We start from the raw sequence: 18,641 nt of genomic DNA, 5'->3' as shown, positions 1-18,641 counted from the left end.
CCCTTAACGCTTGGCTTTCTTGTCAGCCACGTGCCCACGATAAGTGCGGGTACCGGCGAACTCGCCCAGTTTGTGGCCAACCATGTCTTCGTTCACGAGAACTGGGACGTGCAGACGACCGTTGTGTACAGCGATGGTCAGACCGACCATTTGTGGCAGGATCATCGAACGGCGCGACCAGGTTTTCACCGGTTTGCGATCGTTCTTTTCCGCCGCCACTTCGATCTTCTTCAGTAGGTGAAGATCAATAAAAGGACCTTTTTTCAGAGAACGTGGCACTGTCGTATCCCTCTATTTACTTGCGACGACGGACGATCATTTTGTCGGTACGCTTATTACCACGAGTCTTCGCGCCCTTAGTCGGGAAGCCCCATGGCGATACCGGATGACGACCACCAGAGGTACGACCTTCACCACCACCGTGTGGGTGGTCAACCGGGTTCATGGCAACACCACGAACGGTTGGGCGAACGCCACGCCAGCGTTTGGCACCAGCTTTACCCAGCGAACGCAGGCTGTGCTCGGAGTTCGAGACTTCACCCAGGGTCGCGCGGCATTCAGCCAGCACTTTACGCATCTCACCAGAACGCAGACGCAGGGTCACGTAGACACCCTCACGAGCGATCAGCTGAGCCGAAGCACCAGCGGAACGAGCGATTTGCGCGCCTTTACCTGGCTTCAATTCGATGCCGTGTACGGTGCTACCAACTGGAATGTTACGCAGTTGCAGAGCGTTGCCCGGCTTGATCGGCGCCAGGGCACCTGCGATCAGCTGGTCGCCAGCGCTCACGCCTTTAGGGGCGATGATGTAGCGACGCTCGCCATCTGCGTACAGCAGCAGAGCGATGTGAGCAGTACGGTTTGGATCGTATTCAATACGCTCGACAGTGGCAGAGATGCCATCTTTGTCGTTGCGACGGAAGTCGACCAGACGATAATGCTGCTTATGGCCACCACCGATGTGACGAGTGGTAATACGACCATTGTTGTTACGACCACCAGTCTTCGATTTTTTCTCGAGCAGCGGTGCGTGAGGAGCGCCTTTATGCAGCTCCTGGTTGACCACCTTGACCACAAAACGGCGGCCAGGGGAAGTCGGTTTGCATTTAACGATTGCCATGATGCACCCCTTCCTTACTCAGCACTGCTGCTGAAATCGAGATCTTGGCCTGGCTGAAGGGAGATAACTGCCTTCTTCCAGTCATTACGCTTGCCCAGACCGCGAGCAGTGCGCTTGCTCTTACCCAGAACGTTCAGGGTAGTAACACGCTCTACTTTCACGCTGAACAGGCTTTCGACGGCCTTCTTGATTTCCAGCTTGGTTGCGTCAGTTGCAACCTTGAAAACGAACTGGCCTTTCTTGTCAGCCAGAACCGTAGCCTTTTCGGAAACGTGCGGGCCAAGCAGAACTTTAAATACGCGTTCCTGGTTCATCCCAGCAGCTCCTCGAATTTCTTCACGGCCGACACGGTGATCAACACCTTGTCGTATGCGATCAGACTAACTGGATCGGAACCTTGCACGTCACGTACATCAACGTGTGGCAGGTTGCGAGCAGCCAGGTACAGGTTCTGATCAACAGCTTCAGACACGATCAAAACGTCGGTCAGGCTCATGTTGTTCAGTTTGCCCAGCAGATCTTTGGTTTTTGGACTTTCAACAGCGAAGTCCTGAACCACGACCAGACGATCAGTACGCACGAGTTCAGCAAGGATGGAGCGCAGAGCTGCGCGGTACATCTTCTTGTTGAGCTTCTGAGAGTGATCCTGTGGACGAGCTGCGAAAGTGGTACCGCCGCCACGCCAGATTGGGCTACGGATAGTACCGGCACGAGCACGGCCAGTGCCTTTCTGACGCCAAGGGCGCTTACCGCCACCACGAACGTCGGAACGGGTCTTTTGCTGCTTGCTACCTTGACGGCCGCCGGCCATGTAGGCCACGACTGCTTGGTGAACCAGCGTCTCGTTGAATTCGCCGCCAAATGTCAGTTCGGAAACTTCGATCGCTTGAGCGTCATTTACATTTAATTGCATGTCAGCTTCCCCTTAACCGCGAGCCTTGGCCGCTGGACGTACAACCAGGTTGCCGCCAGTAGCGCCAGGAACAGCACCCTTGACCAACAACAGATTGCGTTCAGCGTCGACGCGCACTACTTCGAGGGACTGCACGGTCACGCGCTCAGCGCCCATATGACCGGACATTTTTTTGCCCTTGAATACACGACCAGGAGTCTGGCACTGGCCAATAGAGCCCGGGACGCGGTGGGAGACGGAGTTACCGTGAGTGTTGTCTTGGCCACGGAAATTCCAACGCTTGATCGTACCCTGGAAGCCTTTACCCTTGGACTGACCGGTTACATCAACCAGTTGACCAGCGGCGAAGATTTCAGCGTTGATCAGATCGCCAGCCTGGTAGTCGCCGTCTTCAAGACGGAACTCCATAACAGTGCGACCAGCTGCAACGTTTGCTTTAGCGAAGTGACCCGCTTGAGCAGCAGTCACACGCGAAGCACGACGCTCGCCTACAGTGACTTGCACTGCACGATAGCCATCGGTTTCTTCAGTTTTGAACTGGGTGACGCGATTCGGCTCGATCTCAATGACCGTGACCGGAATGGAGACACCTTCTTCGGTGAAAATACGGGTCATACCGCATTTACGACCGACTACACCAATAGTCATGTTGTAAACCTCATGAGTGTACGGGGCTTTCACCCGCTATGGCCGCCCATTTCAGAGCGTTACACGACTAAGACCCAAGTCTTAGCCGAGGCTGATCTGTACTTCCACACCGGCCGCCAGATCGAGCTTCATAAGTGCATCAACGGTTTTATCCGTTGGCTGGACGATGTCCAGTACGCGCTTATGAGTACGGATCTCGTACTGGTCACGCGCGTCTTTGTTGACGTGCGGGGAGACCAGAACGGTGAACCGCTCTTTACGGGTAGGCAGTGGAATTGGACCACGCACTTGTGCACCAGTACGTTTCGCGGTTTCCACGATTTCCTGGGTGGATTGGTCGATCAGGCGATGGTCAAAAGCCTTCAACCTGATACGGATTTGCTGATTTTGCATTGGATTTCAGACTCCGGCTGCTATTCCCAGCGAGCGCAATACGCCCGTTAAAAGGAGGCGCAATTCTATAGACGCCCCAGATAGGTGTCAACCCAATAAAAAAGGCCCCCGCTAAGCGGGGGCCTTCTCAAAACCAAGAGCTATCTCGAAAGAGATAATTACTCGATGATTTTAGCTACAACGCCAGCACCAACGGTACGGCCGCCTTCGCGAATAGCGAAACGCAGACCGTCTTCCATTGCGATGGTTTTGATCAAGGTAACAACCATTTTGATGTTGTCGCCCGGCATTACCATCTCAACGCCTTCCGGCAGTTCGCAGTTGCCAGTCACGTCAGTAGTACGGAAGTAGAACTGTGGACGGTAGCCTTTGAAGAACGGAGTGTGACGACCGCCTTCTTCTTTGCTCAGCACGTACACTTCAGCTTCGAACTTGGTGTGCGGCTTAACCGAACCTGGCTTAACCAGAACCTGGCCACGCTCAACGTCGTCACGCTTGGTACCACGCAGCAGAACGCCGCAGTTCTCGCCAGCACGACCTTCGTCGAGCAGCTTACGGAACATTTCAACACCGGTGCAGGTGGTGACGGTAGTGTCACGCAGACCAACGATTTCCAGTGGATCTTGAACCTTAACGATACCGCGCTCGATACGACCAGTCACAACAGTACCGCGACCAGAGATCGAGAATACGTCTTCGATTGGCATCAGGAACGGCTTGTCGATAACACGAACTGGGTCTGGGATGTAGCTGTCCAGAGTTTCAACCAGTTTACGAACGGACGTGGTGCCCATTTCGTTGTCATCTTTGCCTTCCAGAGCCATACGAGCAGAACCGATGATGATCGGAGTGTCGTCGCCTGGGAAGTCGTAAGTGCTCAGCAGATCGCGCACTTCCATCTCAACCAGTTCCAGCAGCTCAGCGTCGTCTACCAGGTCAGCCTTGTTCAGGTAAACCACGATGTACGGAACACCTACCTGACGGGACAGCAGGATGTGCTCACGGGTTTGTGGCATCGGACCATCAGCGGCCGAGCAAACCAGGATCGCGCCGTCCATCTGGGCAGCACCGGTGATCATGTTCTTCACATAGTCAGCGTGACCTGGGCAGTCAACGTGAGCGTAGTGACGGATCAGCGAGTTGTATTCAACGTGCGCGGTGTTGATGGTGATACCACGAGCTTTTTCTTCTGGTGCGCTGTCGATTTTATCGAAATCAACGATTGCAGAACCGAATACTTCGGAGCAAACGCGAGTCAGAGCAGCAGTCAGAGTGGTTTTACCGTGGTCAACGTGACCGATGGTGCCAACGTTGACGTGCGGTAGGGAACGATCAAATTTTTCTTTAGCCACGACAATTAACTCCTTGCCTAAAGGACTGAATCAGCCTTGTTTTTTGGATACAGTTTCAGCGATGTGCGCCGGAGCTGTGTTGTATTTTTTGAATTCCATAGAGTAGCTTGCGCGCCCCTGGGACATGGAGCGAACGTCGGTCGCATAACCGAACATCTCACCCAACGGAACCTCGGCGCGAATCACTTTGCCGGAAACCGTGTCTTCCATACCCAAGATCATGCCGCGACGACGGTTAAGGTCGCCCATGACATCACCCATATAGTCTTCAGGTGTAACAACTTCTACCGCCATGATTGGCTCAAGCAACTCACCACCGCCCTTCTGGGCCAGTTGCTTGGTTGCCATGGAAGCAGCCACCTTGAACGCCATCTCGTTGGAGTCGACGTCGTGGTAAGAACCGTCAAAAACGGTTGCTTTCAGGCCGATCAGCGGATAGCCGGCAACAACACCGTTCTTCATCTGCTCTTCGATACCCTTCTGGATAGCAGGGATGTATTCCTTAGGAACAACACCACCCACTACTTCGTTCACGAATTGCAGACCTTCCTGACCTTCGTCAGCAGGAGCAAAACGGATCCAGCAGTGACCGAACTGACCACGACCGCCGGACTGACGAACGAACTTGCCTTCGATTTCACAGTTCTTCGTGATGCGCTCACGATAGGAAACCTGAGGCTTACCGATGTTGGCTTCGACGTTGAACTCACGGCGCATCCGGTCAACCAGGATGTCCAGGTGCAGCTCGCCCATGCCGGAGATGATCGTTTGACCAGTCTCTTCATCAGTCTTGACACGGAAAGATGGATCTTCCTGAGCAAGCTTGCCCAGAGCGATACCCATTTTTTCCTGGTCATCCTTGGTCTTAGGCTCTACGGCAACCGAAATAACCGGCTCCGGGAAGTCCATGCGAACCAGGATGATTGGCTTGGCAGCGTCGCACAAAGTCTCACCAGTGGTGACGTCCTTCATGCCGATCAGGGCCGCGATGTCACCAGCGCGTACTTCCTTGATCTCCTCGCGGGCGTTTGCGTGCATTTGCACCATACGACCCACACGCTCTTTCTTGCCTTTAACCGAGTTGATCACGCCGTCGCCGGAGGCCAACACGCCCGAGTAAACGCGGACGAAGGTCAAAGTACCCACGAATGGGTCGGTAGCGATCTTGAACGCCAGAGCCGAGAACGGCTCGCTATCATCGGCGTGACGCTCCATCTCTTCTTCCTCGTTATCAGGGTTGGAACCCTTGATAGCAGGAATGTCGGTTGGAGCAGGCAAGTAGTCGATAACGGCGTCAAGAACCAGGGGAACGCCCTTGTTCTTGAAGGAAGAACCGCAAACAGCCAAGACGATTTCGCCAGCAATAGTACGCTGACGCAGAGCGGCCTTGATTTCCACGTTGGTGAGTTCTTCACCTTCGAGGTACTTGTTCATCAGCTCTTCGCTGGCTTCGGCAGCAGCCTCAACCATGTTGTTACGCCACTCGTCAGCCAGCTCCTGCAACTCTGCAGGGATAGGCTTACGAACAGGAACCATACCTTTGTCGGAGTCGTTCCAGTAAACAGCTTCCATGTTGATCAGATCGATCTGACCCTGGAAGTTGTCTTCGGAACCGATCGCCAATTGGATTGGCACCGGAGTGTGACCCAGACGCTGCTTGATCTGACCGATCACGCGCAGGAAGTTGGCACCAGCACGGTCCATCTTGTTTACGTAAACAAGACGTGGAACGCCGTATTTGTTGGCTTGACGCCATACGGTTTCCGACTGAGGCTCAACACCCGAGGTACCGCAGAACACAACGACAGCGCCGTCGAGTACGCGCAGAGAACGCTCAACTTCAATGGTGAAGTCTACGTGGCCCGGGGTATCGATTACGTTGAAGCGATGCTCGTCTTTGTACTGCTTCTCGGAACCTTTCCAGAAGGCGGTAATAGCAGCAGAAGTAATGGTAATACCACGCTCCTGCTCCTGAACCATCCAGTCTGTGGTCGCGGCGCCGTCATGCACCTCGCCCATTTTGTGACTTTTGCCGGTGTAAAACAGTACGCGCTCAGTGGTGGTGGTTTTACCAGCATCCACGTGAGCAACGATACCGATGTTACGGTAGCGGCTAATCGGAGTAGTACGAGCCATAAAGCCCTCGCAAAATTAGTGAAGCTAAGATTAGAAGCGGTAGTGCGAGAAAGCTTTGTTAGCTTCAGCCATACGGTGCACGTCTTCACGCTTCTTAACAGCAGCACCTTTACCTTCAGCAGCGTCCAACAGTTCGCCAGCCAAACGCAGAGCCATAGACTTCTCGCCGCGCTTACGGGCGAAGTCTACCAACCAGCGCATTGCCAGAGCGTTACGACGGGACGGACGAACTTCAACCGGAACCTGGTAAGTAGCACCGCCTACACGGCGCGACTTCACTTCGACCAGCGGAGCGATGGCGTCGAGAGCTTTCTCGAAGATTTCCAGGGGGTCGCTGTTCTTGCGTTCTTTAACCTTTTCCAGCGCGCCATAAACGATACGCTCGGCAACGGCTTTCTTGCCGCTTTCCATCACGTGGTTCATGAACTTGGCCAGGATTTGGCTTCCGTATTTTGGATCGTCAAGCACTTCGCGCTTGGCTGCTACGCGTCTTCTTGGCATGGATAAGCCCTCAAACGGTCTTCAGGTTCGTTCGGAATCGGTGCCCTTGCGGGACGCCTCCGACCTTACTCTTATCGACTCAGAAAATAAGATGATTCAGTTTTACAAAAAGCCGCTACTACTTAGGCTTCTTGGTACCGTACTTCGAACGACCCTGGTTACGACCTTTAACGCCGGAAGTATCCAAGGAACCGCGTACGGTGTGGTAACGAACACCTGGCAAGTCTTTTACACGACCGCCGCGGATCAGTACCACGCTGTGCTCTTGCAGGTTGTGACCTTCACCACCGATGTACGAGGAAACCTCGAAACCGTTGGTCAGGCGCACACGGCATACTTTACGCAGTGCCGAGTTAGGTTTTTTCGGCGTGGTGGTATACACACGAGTGCATACGCCACGACGTTGCGGGCAGTTCTGCAGCGCAGGCACGTCGGATTTCTCGACGATACGCTTACGCGGCTGACGTACCAGCTGGTTGATAGTTGCCATCTACTAGCTCCACTGTTGTCTTGCGACGCTATTGTCTTGCAAGAAAAGCAAAATGGCAGGAACGAATTCCCGCCAAATTTAGGGGTACAAGAGTCTAAAGAGGATCTTGCCCCCAGTCAAGGCAAGGCCCCGACCTCCCCTCTCGTCGAATCGGGGCAAAAATGCCTCGATCCGACGAATGGGGCTGCCAGGGCCCAGACTCATCTATCGCAGAACTCAGTTACCGCTTGAGTTCAGCGCTTCGGTCAGTGCAGCTTCCACTTCACTGGCGCTCACGCGCAGCGGCTTGTCCGCATCACGGCGGCGCTTACGCTCGCTGTGGTAAGCCAAACCGGTACCGGCTGGGATCAGACGACCCACAACCACGTTTTCTTTCAGGCCGCGCAGGTAATCGCGCTTGCCGGTTACCGCTGCTTCGGTCAGTACGCGAGTGGTCTCCTGGAAGGAGGCCGCCGAGATGAACGACTCAGTGGACAACGACGCCTTGGTGATACCCAGCAGCACGCGAGTGAACTTGGAGACAAATTTCTCTTCGTTCGCCAGGCGCTCGTTTTCTACCAGTACGTGAGTCAGTTCCATCTGGTCGCCCTTGATGAAACTGGAATCGCCGGATTCAGCGATTTCAACTTTACGCAGCATCTGACGCAGAATGGTCTCGATGTGCTTGTCGTTGATCTTCACGCCTTGCAGACGGTAAACGTCCTGGATCTCGTTAACGATGTACTTGGCCAGCGCACTCACACCCAGCAGACGCAGAATGTCGTGTGGATCGCTTGGGCCGTCGGAGATAACTTCGCCGCGGTTTACCTGTTCGCCTTCGAACACGTTCAGGTGACGCCACTTCGGAATCAGCTCTTCATACGGATCGCTACCGTCGTTCGGGGTAATGACCAGACGGCGCTTGCCTTTAGTCTCTTTACCAAACGCGATGGTGCCGCTGACTTCAGCCAGAATCGACGCTTCTTTCGGACGACGAGCTTCGAACAAGTCGGCAACACGCGGCAGACCACCGGTGATGTCACGGGTCTTCGAAGTTTCTTGCGGGATACGCGCGATAACGTCACCGATCGCGATCTTCGCACCGTCCGCTACACCGACCAGGGCGTTGGCTGGCAGGAAGTACTGAGCGATTACGTCAGTGCCTGGCAGCAACAGATCCTTGCCGTTGTCATCGACCATCTTCACGGCAGGACGAATGTCTTTACCGGCAGCTGGACGATCTTTGGCGTCGAGTACTTCAATGTTGGTCATACCGGTCAATTCGTCAGTCTGACGCTTGATCGTGATGCCTTCTTCCATGCCCACGTAGGTCACGGTACCTTTCATTTCGGTAACGATTGGGTGAGTGTGCGGATCCCACTTGGCCACGATTGCGCCAGCGTCGACCTTGTCACCTTCTTTAACCGAAATCACAGCACCGTACGGCAGCTTGTAGCGCTCACGCTCACGACCGTAGTCATCAGCGATGGCCAGCTCACCCGAACGGGAAACAGCAACCAAGTGGCCATCCACTCGCTCAACGTGCTTCAGGTTGTGCAGACGGACGGTACCGCCATTCTTCACCTGAACGCTGTCGGCTGCGGAGGTCCGGCTGGCCGCACCACCGATGTGGAACGTACGCATGGTCAGCTGGGTACCCGGCTCACCGATGGACTGTGCGGCAATAACGCCGACCGCTTCACCGATGTTCACCTGGTGACCACGAGCCAAATCACGGCCGTAGCACTTGGCGCAGATGCCGTAGCGGGTTTCACAGCTGATCGGCGAGCGAACGATCACTTCGTCGATGCTGTTGAGCTCGATGAACTCGACCCACTTCTCGTCGACCAGAGTGCCGGCAGGAACGATAACTTCCTCGGTACCTGGCTTGAATACGTCACGGGCAATAACACGACCCAATACGCGCTCACCCAGCGGCTCTACAACGTCACCGCCTTCAATGTGCGGAGTCATCAGCAGGCCGTGCTCGGTGCCACAATCGATCTCGGTTACTACCAAGTCTTGTGCAACGTCTACCAGACGACGAGTCAGGTAACCGGAGTTAGCGGTTTTCAACGCGGTATCCGCCAGACCTTTACGAGCACCGTGAGTTGAGATGAAGTATTGGAGTACGCTCAAACCTTCACGGAAGTTCGCGGTAATCGGCGTCTCGATGATGGAACCGTCCGGCTTGGCCATCAGGCCACGCATACCGGCGAGCTGACGGATCTGCGCAGCAGAACCCCGTGCGCCCGAGTCGGCCATCATGTACATCGAGTTGAAGGATTCCTGGTCAACTTCGTCGCCGTGACGGTCGATAACCTTCTCTTTCGAGAGGTTGGCCATCATCGCCTTGGAGACTTCGTCGTTGGCCTTGGACCAAAGGTCGATCACTTTGTTGTACTTCTCGCCCTGTGTTACCAGGCCCGAGGCGTACTGGCTTTCGATCTCTTTCACTTCATCGGTAGCAGCCGCGATGATGCGAGCTTTTTCATCCGGGATAACGAAGTCGTTAACGCCGATGGAAACGCCGGAAATAGTCGAGTAAGCAAAACCGGTGTACATCAACTGGTCAGCGAAGATCACGGTCTCTTTCAAACCAACCACGCGGTAGCACTGGTTGATCAGCTTGGAGATCGCCTTTTTCTTCATCGGCAAGTTGACGACGTCGTACGACAGACCTTTTGGCACAACTTGGTACAACAGCGCACGGCCGACAGTAGTGTCGACGATACGGGTGTTGCTCACGCTGCCGCCGTCACGGTCGTTGACGGTTTCGTTGATCCGAACTTTGACCTTGGCGTGCAGTGCGGCTTCGCCGGCACGGAACACACGGTCAACTTCCTGCAGGTCAGCGAATACTCGACCTTCGCCTTTGGCGTTGATCGCTTCGCGGGTCATGTAGTACAGACCCAATACAACGTCCTGCGACGGAACGATGATTGGCTCACCGTTGGCTGGCGACAGAATGTTGTTGGTCGACATCATCAACGCACGCGCTTCCAACTGGGCTTCCAGTGTCAGCGGTACGTGCACGGCCATTTGGTCGCCGTCGAAGTCGGCGTTGTACGCGGCGCAGACCAGAGGGTGCAGCTGGATAGCCTTACCTTCGATCAGAACCGGTTCAAACGCCTGGATACCCAGACGGTGAAGGGTCGGTGCACGGTTGAGGAGGACCGGGTGTTCGCGGATTACTTCAGCGAGAACGTCCCAAACCTCTGGCAGTTCGCGCTCGACCATTTTCTTGGCCGCTTTGATAGTGGTCGCGAGACCGCGCATTTCCAGCTTGCCGAAGATGAACGGCTTGAACAGCTCGAGTGCCATCTTCTTAGGCAGACCGCACTGGTGCAGACGCAGGGTCGGGCCTACGGTAATTACCGAACGACCGGAGTAGTCAACACGCTTACCGAGCAGGTTCTGACGGAAACGACCTTGCTTACCCTTGATCATGTCAGCCAGGGATTTCAGAGGACGCTTGTTGGAACCGGTGATAGCGCGGCCACGACGACCGTTGTCGAGCAGGGCATCGACCGCTTCTTGCAACATACGCTTTTCGTTGCGCACGATGATGTCCGGAGCGGACAGATCGAGCAGGCGCTTCAAGCGGTTGTTACGGTTGATCACGCGGCGGTACAGGTCGTTGAGGTCGGACGTCGCGAAACGACCACCGTCCAACGGCACCAGCGGACGCAGGTCTGGCGGCAGAACCGGCAGAACGGTCAGCACCATCCACTCTGGCAGGTTGCCGGAACCCTGGAAGGCTTCCATCAACTTCAGACGCTTGGACAGTTTCTTGATCTTGGTTTCGGAGTTGGTTTGCGGAATTTCTTCGCGCAGACGGCCAATCTCGTGCTCCAGGTCGATAGCGTGCAGCAGTTCACGGACAGCTTCGGCACCCATGCGGGCATCGAAATCGTCACCGAACTCTTCCAGCGCCTCAAAATACTGCTCATCGTTCAGCAACTGACCTTTTTCAAGGGTGGTCATGCCTGGATCGATAACGACGTAGCTCTCGAAGTAGAGAACGCGCTCGATATCACGCAGGGTCATGTCCATCAGCAGGCCGATACGGGACGGCAGCGATTTCAGGAACCAGATGTGGGCAACTGGCGAAGCCAGTTCGATGTGCGCCATGCGCTCACGACGAACCTTGGCCAATGCGACTTCAACGCCGCACTTCTCGCAGATCACACCACGATGCTTCAAGCGCTTGTACTTACCGCACAGGCACTCGTAATCCTTTACCGGGCCAAAGATCTTGGCGCAGAACAGGCCGTCACGTTCAGGTTTGAACGTACGGTAGTTGATCGTTTCCGGCTTTTTAACTTCACCGAACGACCACGAACGGATCATCTCAGGCGATGCCAACCCAATACGGATGGCGTCGAACTCTTCGACTTGACCCTGGTTTTTCAGCAAATTCAGTAGGTCTTTCAAGGCCTTTCCTCCTGGCGGAGCAGAGAGCGGGCATCACTGCCTCGCTCTCGATTCGCGTCACGTGTTATTCGGTTTCCAGATCGATATCGATGCCGAGGGAACGAATTTCTTTGATCAACACGTTGAAGGACTCGGGCATGCCCGGCTCCATACGGTGATCGCCGTCCACGATGTTTTTGTACATCTTGGTACGACCGTTCACATCGTCCGACTTCACTGTGAGCATTTCTTGCAGAGTGTATGCAGCACCGTATGCTTCCAGTGCCCAGACCTCCATCTCCCCGAAACGCTGACCACCGAACTGAGCCTTACCACCCAGCGGCTGCTGGGTAACCAGGCTGTACGAACCGGTAGAACGAGCGTGCATCTTGTCGTCTACCAAGTGGTTCAGCTTCAGCATGTACATGTAGCCAACAGTAACCGGGCGCTCGAACTTGTTGCCGGTGCGGCCGTCGAACAGCTGCATCTGGCCGCTTTCCGGCAGGTCTGCCAGCTTCAGCATGGCCTTGATTTCGCTTTCCTTGGCACCGTCGAATACCGGGGTAGCCATTGGAACGCCGCCGCGCAGGTTCTTCGCCAGATCCAGGATTTCCTGATCGGAGAAGGTGTCCAGCTCTTCGTTGCGACCGCCGATCTCGTTGTAGATCTCGTGCAGGAACTTGCGCAGGTCTGCGACCTTGCGCTGCTCTTCGATCATGCGGTTGATCTTTTCGCCCAGACCTTTGGCCGCGAGGCCCAGGTGGGTTTCAAGGATCTGACCAACGTTCATACGCGAAGGTACGCCCAACGGGTTGAGGACCACATCGACCGGGGTGCCATTGGCATCGTGCGGCATGTCTTCAACCGGCATGATCACGGAGACCACACCTTTGTTACCGTGACGACCGGCCATCTTGTCGCCCGGCTGAATGCGGCGACGGATTGCCAGGTAAACCTTGACGATTTTCAGCACGCCTGGAGCCAGGTCATCGCCCTGCTGCAGTTTGCGCTTCTTGTCTTCGAACTTGTCGTCCAGCAGACGGCGACGATCAACGATGTAAGCCTGAGCCTTCTCGAGCTGCTCGTTAAGAGCATCTTCAGCCATGCGCAGTTTGAACCACTGGCCGTGTTCAAGACCGTCGAGGATTTCGTCGGTGATGTCTTGACCTTTCTTCAGACCTGCGCCGCCTTCGGCCTTGTGGCCTACCAGAGCGGAGCGCAGACGTTCGAAGGTCGCGCCTTCAACGATACGGAACTCTTCGTTCAGGTCCTTACGGATCTCGTCGAGCTGAGTCTTCTCGATGGACAGTGCGCGAGCATCACGCTCAACGCCGTCACGAGTGAAGACTTGTACGTCGATGACAGTACCCTTGGTACCGGTAGGTACACGCAGGGAAGTGTCTTTAACGTCGCTGGCTTTTTCACCGAAGATGGCACGCAGCAGCTTCTCTTCCGGAGTCAGTTGGGTCTCGCCTTTCGGAGTGACCTTACCGACCAGGATGTCGCCAGCGCCAACTTCAGCACCTACATAAACGATACCGGCTTCATCCAGCTTGTTCAGTGCAGCTTCACCCACGTTCGGGATGTCTGCAGTGATTTCCTCAGGCCCAAGCTTGGTGTCACGTGCCACACAGGTCAGTTCCTGAATGTGGATCGTGGTGAAGCGGTCTTCTTGAACGACACGCTCGGACAGGCAGATGGAGTCTTCGAAGTTGAAGCCGTTCCATGCCATGAACGCGATGCGCATGTTCTGACCCAGTGCCAGCTCACCCATATCGGTGGACGGGCCGTCGGCCATGATGTCGCTACGCTGGACGCGATCACCCTTGCTCACCAGCGGACGCTGGTTGATGCAGGTGTTCTGGTTCGAGCGGGTGTATTTGGTGAGGTTGTAGATGTCGACACCGGCTTCGCCAGTTTCAACTTCATCATCCGCAACACGAACCACGATACGGCTTGCATCAACGGAGTCGATCACGCCGCCACGACGAGCCACGACGCAAACGCCGGAGTCACGGGCTACGTTACGCTCCATGCCGGTACCTACCAGCGGCTTGTCAGCGCGCAGGGTCGGTACAGCTTGACGCTGCATGTTGGAACCCATCAACGCACGGTTGGCGTCATCGTGCTCCAGGAACGGGATCAGCGACGCCGCAACAGAAACTACCTGCTTGGGCGATACGTCCATCAAGGTGACGTCTTCCGGCGCCTTGACGGTGAACTCGTTCAAGTGACGAACAGCTACCAGCTCGTCGATCAGGACTTTCTTGTCGTTCATCGTGGCCGAAGCCTGAGCGATCACGTGATCAGCTTCTTCGATGGCGGACAGGAAAACGATCTCGTCGGTGACCAGAGCGTCTTTCACCACGCGGTACGGGCTCTCAAGGAAGCCGTACTGGTTGGTGCGCGCATAAGCGGCCAAGGAGTTGATCAGACCAATGTTCGGACCTTCCGGCGTTTCGATCGGGCAAACACGACCGTAGTGCGTCGGGTGTACGTCACGAACTTCAAAGCCTGCACGCTCACGCGTCAGACCGCCCGGGCCCAGTGCGGATACACGGCGCTTGTGGGTGATCTCGGAGAGCGGGTTGTTCTGGTCCATGAACTGGGAAAGCTGGCTGGAACCGAAGAACTCTTTCACCGCCGCAGCCACTGGCTTGGCGTTGATCAGGTCTTGCGGCATCAGGCCTTCGCTTTCAGCCATCGACAGACGCTCTTTGACCGCACGCTCAACACGTACCAGGCCAACGCGGAACTGGTTTTCAGCCATCTCGCCTACGCAGCGAACACGACGGTTACCCAAGTGGTCGATGTCATCGACGATGCCTTTACCGTTACGGATGTCGACCAGGGTCTTCAGGACCGCAACGATGTCTTCCTTGCACAACACGCCCGAACCTTCGATCTCGGTGCGACCGATACGACGGTTGAACTTCATCCGGCCGACCGCAGACAGGTCGTAGCGCTCAGGGCTGAAGAACAGGTTATTGAACAGGGTCTCGGCAGCGTCTTTGGTTGGCGGCTCACCAGGACGCATCATGCGATAGATCTCGACCAGCGCTTCCAATTGGTTGCTGGTGGAGTCGATCTTCAGTGTGTCGGAGATGAACGGACCGCAGTCGATATCGTTGGTGTACAGGGTCTCGATGCGAACAACCTGGGCCTTGGCGATCTTCGCCAGGATCTCGGTGTTCAGCTCGGTGTTGCACTCAGCCAGGATTTCGCCTGTAGCCGGATGAACGATGACCTTGGCGGTCGTGCGACCCAGGACGTAGTCCAGAGGCACGTCCAGCGACTTGATACCGGCTTTTTCGATCTGGTTGATGTGGCGCGCAGTAATACGGCGGCCCGCCTCAACAATGACCTTGCCTTTTTCATCCTGGATGTCCAGAACGGCAATTTCACCACGCAGACGCGATGCAATCAGTTCCAGGCTGAGGGTTTCATCCTTCAGGCTGAATACGTTGGTGGTGTAGAAAGCATCCAGCACTTGCTCAGTGGTATAGCCGAGCGCGCGCAGCAGTACCGAGGCCGGCAGCTTGCGACGACGGTCGATACGCACGAACACGCAGTCTTTCGGATCGAACTCGAAGTCCAACCACGAACCGCGGTACGGAATGATCCGCGCGGAGTACAGGAGCTTACCGGAGCTGTGCGTCTTGCCGCGGTCGTGGTCGAAGAACACGCCCGGCGAACGGTGCAGCTGGGAAACGATCACACGTTCGGTACCATTGATAACGAAGGTACCGTTCTCAGTCATCAATGGGATTTCGCCCATGTAGACTTCTTGCTCTTTGATGTCCTTGATCGCTTTGTTCGACGATTCTTTGTCGAAAATGATCAAACGGACTTTTACCCGCAAAGGTACGGCGTACGTAACACCGCGCAATACGCATTCTTTGACATCAAATGCCGGTTCGCCCAGGCGATAACCGACGTACTCCAGCGCAGCATTGCCGGAGTAGCTGATGATCGGGAAAACGGATTTGAAGGCCGCATGCAGGCCCACGTCGCGGAACTGATCTTTGGTCGCTCCCGCCTGCAAGAATTCACGATACGAATCCAGCTGGATAGCCAGAAGGTACGGGACATCCATGACGTCCGGCAACTTGCTAAAGTCCTTGCGGATACGTTTTTTCTCAGTATATGAGTAAGCCATCAGCGTTCCCCAGCTTGGTCACCTGCTTGTTTGGCCCCTCCGACGGGAGCAGCCAGAAAATCTCGCAAACCCCATGGTTTGCACCACCGCATCGGGTGGCTACAGCGCGTTAATGGTAGCGACCGAGTCGACAACCAAGAACGGAAAAAGGCCGGTGGCAAGTGCCACCAGCCATCAGCCTTCAGCTTAACGCGTGGGCTGGAGACGCAAGGTCGATGCTTACTTCAGCTCGACTTTAGCGCCTGCTTCTTCCAGAGTAGCTTTGGCTTTGTCAGCGGCGTCTTTCGACACTGCTTCCAGAACCTGGGCAGGAGCGCCGTCAACTACAGCCTTGGCTTCTTTCAGGCCCAGACCGGTCAGCTCACGTACTGCCTTGATCACGTTTACTTTCTTCTCGCCAGCTTCCAGCAGCATGACGTTGAATTCGGTTTGCTCTTCAGCAGCGACAGCAGCAACAGCTGGACCAGCGGAAGCAGCGGCAGCGGAAACGCCGAATTTTTCTTCGAAAGCTTTGATCAGCTCAACAACCTGCAGAACCGACATTTCAGCTACGGCGTTGAGGATATCGTCTTGGGAGATAGACATTGCTGTATTTCCTGAATTGGGGGACGGCCTACGCGGCCATCGAAATAAACAAAAATACGCGAGAGAAGTCGCTCAGCCTTAGGCTGCGGCAGCTTCTTTTTGCTCGCGAACTGCGGCCAGAGTACGAGCCAACTTGCTGGTAGCGCCTTGAATCACGCTCATCAGCTGAGAAATAGCTTCGTTACGGGTCGGCAGTGTTGCCAGTACGTCGATTTGGTTAGCTGCGAGGAACTTGCCCTCGAACGCAGCTGCCTTGATCTCGAACTTATCCTGACTCTTGGCAAATTCCTTGAACAAACGGGCAGCAGCACCTGGATGTTCCTTGGAAAACGCGATCAGAGTCGGGCCAGTGAACACGTCGTTGAGGACACTGTATTCAGTGTCAGCAACAGCGCGCTTGAGCAGGGTGTTACGTACAACACGTACGTATACGCCAGCTTCACGAGCCTCTTTACGGAGTCCGGTCATAGCGCCTACTGTCACACCACGGGCATCAGCCACGACAGCGGACAGAGCAGCTTTGGCAGCCTCGTTGACTTCAGCGACGATGGCCTTCTTGTCTTCGAGATTAATTGCCACGGGTTTAACTCCTGCTTGTTACCGTTTCATCTGGCCGAAGCCGGATGTCGTTTTGGTGTCTGATTCGGTAAGGAACCGGGAGCACCATCTGCGTAGGCTTGTGGTTTAAGACTTTCGTCGCCTACGGTCTTGGATAGCCCCCGCCAGGCAGGGACCCCAATTTTTCCAATCGGCGCAATCGCTTGCGCCAATTTGTGTCTTATACGTCCAGCGAGCCTTGGTCGATGACCAGACCTGGGCCCATAGTGGTGCTCAGGGTAACGCGCTTGACGTAGATACCTTTCGAGGAAGCAGGCTTGATACGCTTCAGATCAGCGATCAGGGCTTCAACGTTTTCCTTCAGCTTGACGGCATCGAAGCCGACTTTGCCAACGGAAGTGTGAATGATGCCGTTTTTGTCGGTGCGATAACGAACCTGACCAGCCTTGGCGTTTTTAACCGCGGTAGCTACGTCTGGCGTTACAGTGCCGACTTTAGGGTTAGGCATCAGGCCACGTGGACCCAGGATCTGACCCAACTGACCTACAACACGCATTGCATCCGGGGAAGCAATAACGACGTCATAGTTCAGGTCGCCGCCTTTCATTTCGGCAGCCAGGTCGTCCATACCCACGCGATCAGCGCCGGCAGCCAGAGCAGCTTCAGCTGCAGGGCCTTGGGTGAAGACAGCAACACGTACAGTCTTACCAGTACCGTGTGGCAGCACAGTAGCGCTACGAACGACCTGGTCGGATTTACGTGGGTCAACACCCAGGTTCACAGCAACGTCAACAGACTCGCTGAACTTGACAGTCGACAGCTCGGTCAGCAGAGCAGCAGCGTCTACAAAGTTGTAGGACTTGCCCGCTTCGATTTTGCCGGCGATAGCCTTTTGGCGCTTGGTCAGCTTAGCCATTACACACCCTCCACGTTAAGGCCCATGCTACGAGCAGAACCGGCGATGGTACGCACGGCTGCATCCATATCAGCTGCAGTCAGATCCGCGTTTTTGGTTTTCGCGATTTCTTCCAGCTGAGCACGAGTCACGGTGCCAACCTTAACGGTGTTAGGACGAGCGGAACCGCTAGTCAGACCAGCAGCTTTCTTCAACAGAACCGAAGCCGGGGTCGACTTGGTTTCGAAAGTGAAGCTACGGTCGCTGTATACAGTGATGATCACTGGAGTCGGCAGACCTGGCTCAAGCCCCTGAGTACGGGCGTTGAAGGCCTTGCAGAATTCCATGATGTTCACGCCGTGCTGACCCAGAGCTGGACCGACGGGTGGGCTAGGGTTGGCCTGAGCGGCCTTCACTTGCAGCTTGATGTAAGCGGTAATTTTCTTGGCCATGAGGCACTCCAATTACGGGTTCAAGCGCCTCGAAAGGCTCCCCG

16 protein-coding genes are annotated in these 18,641 nt (G+C 55.4%); all 16 read right to left on the bottom strand.

Translation table 11 applies throughout. The features are described from left to right. Positions 1-3: 3 nt before the first annotated feature. A complete protein-coding gene (gene rpsS, locus AB4N98_RS15640) occupies positions 4-279 on the bottom strand; it encodes a 30S ribosomal protein S19 (protein WP_003232420.1) in 276 nt (91 codons plus the stop codon). A 16-nt stretch (positions 280-295) separates the two neighbouring features. Continuing rightward, positions 296-1,120 (bottom strand): 50S ribosomal protein L2, encoded by an 825-nt coding sequence (gene rplB, locus AB4N98_RS15635; RefSeq protein ID WP_003176423.1) that lies wholly within the window; start codon positions 1,118-1,120, stop codon positions 296-298. A 14-nt stretch (positions 1,121-1,134) separates the two neighbouring features. Beyond that, a complete protein-coding gene (gene rplW, locus AB4N98_RS15630; RefSeq protein WP_002555488.1) occupies positions 1,135-1,434 on the bottom strand; it encodes a 50S ribosomal protein L23 in 300 nt (99 codons plus the stop codon). Then, positions 1,431-2,033 (bottom strand): 50S ribosomal protein L4, encoded by a 603-nt coding sequence (gene rplD / locus AB4N98_RS15625; protein ID WP_003176424.1) that lies wholly within the window; start codon positions 2,031-2,033, stop codon positions 1,431-1,433. Before rplD ends, rplW begins: the two co-directional genes overlap by 4 nt. A 12-nt stretch (positions 2,034-2,045) precedes the next feature. Next, a complete protein-coding gene (gene rplC / locus AB4N98_RS15620) occupies positions 2,046-2,681 on the bottom strand; it encodes a 50S ribosomal protein L3 (protein ID WP_003194649.1) in 636 nt (211 codons plus the stop codon). 81 nt (positions 2,682-2,762) lie between these two features. Further along, entirely contained in the window at positions 2,763-3,074 is a 312-nt protein-coding gene (gene rpsJ / locus AB4N98_RS15615) for a 30S ribosomal protein S10 (protein WP_003186070.1), read from the bottom strand. A 158-nt stretch (positions 3,075-3,232) separates the two neighbouring features. Beyond that, the gene (gene tuf, locus AB4N98_RS15610; protein WP_003176426.1) at positions 3,233-4,426 is read right to left on the bottom strand and encodes an elongation factor Tu; all 1,194 of its coding nucleotides are present in this window, start codon (positions 4,424-4,426) and stop codon (positions 3,233-3,235) included. 30 nt (positions 4,427-4,456) lie between these two features. Next, positions 4,457-6,562, bottom strand: coding sequence for an elongation factor G (gene fusA, locus AB4N98_RS15605; protein ID WP_017525957.1), 2,106 nt, complete (start codon positions 6,560-6,562; stop codon positions 4,457-4,459). A gap of 30 nt (positions 6,563-6,592) precedes the next feature. Further along, positions 6,593-7,063 (bottom strand): 30S ribosomal protein S7, encoded by a 471-nt coding sequence (gene rpsG / locus AB4N98_RS15600; protein ID WP_002555493.1) that lies wholly within the window; start codon positions 7,061-7,063, stop codon positions 6,593-6,595. A gap of 118 nt (positions 7,064-7,181) precedes the next feature. After that, complete coding sequence (gene rpsL, locus AB4N98_RS15595) at positions 7,182-7,553, bottom strand: 30S ribosomal protein S12 (RefSeq protein ID WP_002555494.1); 372 nt, start codon at positions 7,551-7,553, stop codon at positions 7,182-7,184. 216 nt (positions 7,554-7,769) lie between these two features. Continuing rightward, positions 7,770-11,969, bottom strand: a complete 4,200-nt coding sequence (rpoC, locus tag AB4N98_RS15590) for a DNA-directed RNA polymerase subunit beta' (protein ID WP_017525956.1) — start codon at positions 11,967-11,969, stop codon at positions 7,770-7,772. 64 nt (positions 11,970-12,033) lie between these two features. After that, positions 12,034-16,107 carry a DNA-directed RNA polymerase subunit beta gene (gene rpoB, locus AB4N98_RS15585; RefSeq protein ID WP_017525955.1) on the bottom strand — a complete coding sequence of 1,358 codons (4,074 nt, stop codon included), beginning with the start codon at positions 16,105-16,107 and terminating at the stop codon, positions 12,034-12,036. Between the two features lie 219 nt (positions 16,108-16,326). Then, positions 16,327-16,692, bottom strand: coding sequence for a 50S ribosomal protein L7/L12 (gene rplL / locus AB4N98_RS15580; RefSeq protein ID WP_003176432.1), 366 nt, complete (start codon positions 16,690-16,692; stop codon positions 16,327-16,329). A gap of 78 nt (positions 16,693-16,770) precedes the next feature. After that, the gene (rplJ, locus tag AB4N98_RS15575; RefSeq protein WP_010174464.1) at positions 16,771-17,271 is read right to left on the bottom strand and encodes a 50S ribosomal protein L10; all 501 of its coding nucleotides are present in this window, start codon (positions 17,269-17,271) and stop codon (positions 16,771-16,773) included. A gap of 199 nt (positions 17,272-17,470) precedes the next feature. Beyond that, entirely contained in the window at positions 17,471-18,166 is a 696-nt protein-coding gene (rplA, locus tag AB4N98_RS15570; protein ID WP_003176434.1) for a 50S ribosomal protein L1, read from the bottom strand. Further along, positions 18,166-18,597 carry a 50S ribosomal protein L11 gene (gene rplK / locus AB4N98_RS15565; protein WP_003176435.1) on the bottom strand — a complete coding sequence of 144 codons (432 nt, stop codon included), beginning with the start codon at positions 18,595-18,597 and terminating at the stop codon, positions 18,166-18,168. Before rplK ends, rplA begins: the two co-directional genes overlap by 1 nt. Positions 18,598-18,641: the final 44 nt, after the last annotated feature.

This window comes from Pseudomonas sp. S3_E10, from assembly GCF_054667615.1.
Note: the sequence above shows the minus strand (reverse complement) of the source record. Positions and strands in the feature narration are given on the sequence as shown.

What these genes read in the sequence shown, in the direction of transcription:
- rplL (WP_003176432.1), bottom strand. Translation starts at nt 16,692, where the DNA reads ATGTCTATCTCCCAAGACGATATCCTCAACGCCGTAGCTGAAATGTCG.
- rplB (WP_003176423.1), bottom strand. Translation starts at nt 1,120, where the DNA reads ATGGCAATCGTTAAATGCAAACCGACTTCCCCTGGCCGCCGTTTTGTG.
- rplA (WP_003176434.1), bottom strand. Translation starts at nt 18,166, where the DNA reads ATGGCTAAGCTGACCAAGCGCCAAAAGGCTATCGCCGGCAAAATCGAA.
- rplD (WP_003176424.1), bottom strand. Translation starts at nt 2,033, where the DNA reads ATGCAATTAAATGTAAATGACGCTCAAGCGATCGAAGTTTCCGAACTG.
- rplC (WP_003194649.1), bottom strand. Translation starts at nt 2,681, where the DNA reads ATGACTATTGGTGTAGTCGGTCGTAAATGCGGTATGACCCGTATTTTC.
- rpsJ (WP_003186070.1), bottom strand. Translation starts at nt 3,074, where the DNA reads ATGCAAAATCAGCAAATCCGTATCAGGTTGAAGGCTTTTGACCATCGC.
- fusA (WP_017525957.1), bottom strand. Translation starts at nt 6,562, where the DNA reads ATGGCTCGTACTACTCCGATTAGCCGCTACCGTAACATCGGTATCGTT.
- rplK (WP_003176435.1), bottom strand. Translation starts at nt 18,597, where the DNA reads ATGGCCAAGAAAATTACCGCTTACATCAAGCTGCAAGTGAAGGCCGCT.
- rplW (WP_002555488.1), bottom strand. Translation starts at nt 1,434, where the DNA reads ATGAACCAGGAACGCGTATTTAAAGTTCTGCTTGGCCCGCACGTTTCC.
- rpsL (WP_002555494.1), bottom strand. Translation starts at nt 7,553, where the DNA reads ATGGCAACTATCAACCAGCTGGTACGTCAGCCGCGTAAGCGTATCGTC.
- rpsG (WP_002555493.1), bottom strand. Translation starts at nt 7,063, where the DNA reads ATGCCAAGAAGACGCGTAGCAGCCAAGCGCGAAGTGCTTGACGATCCA.
- rpoB (WP_017525955.1), bottom strand. Translation starts at nt 16,107, where the DNA reads ATGGCTTACTCATATACTGAGAAAAAACGTATCCGCAAGGACTTTAGC.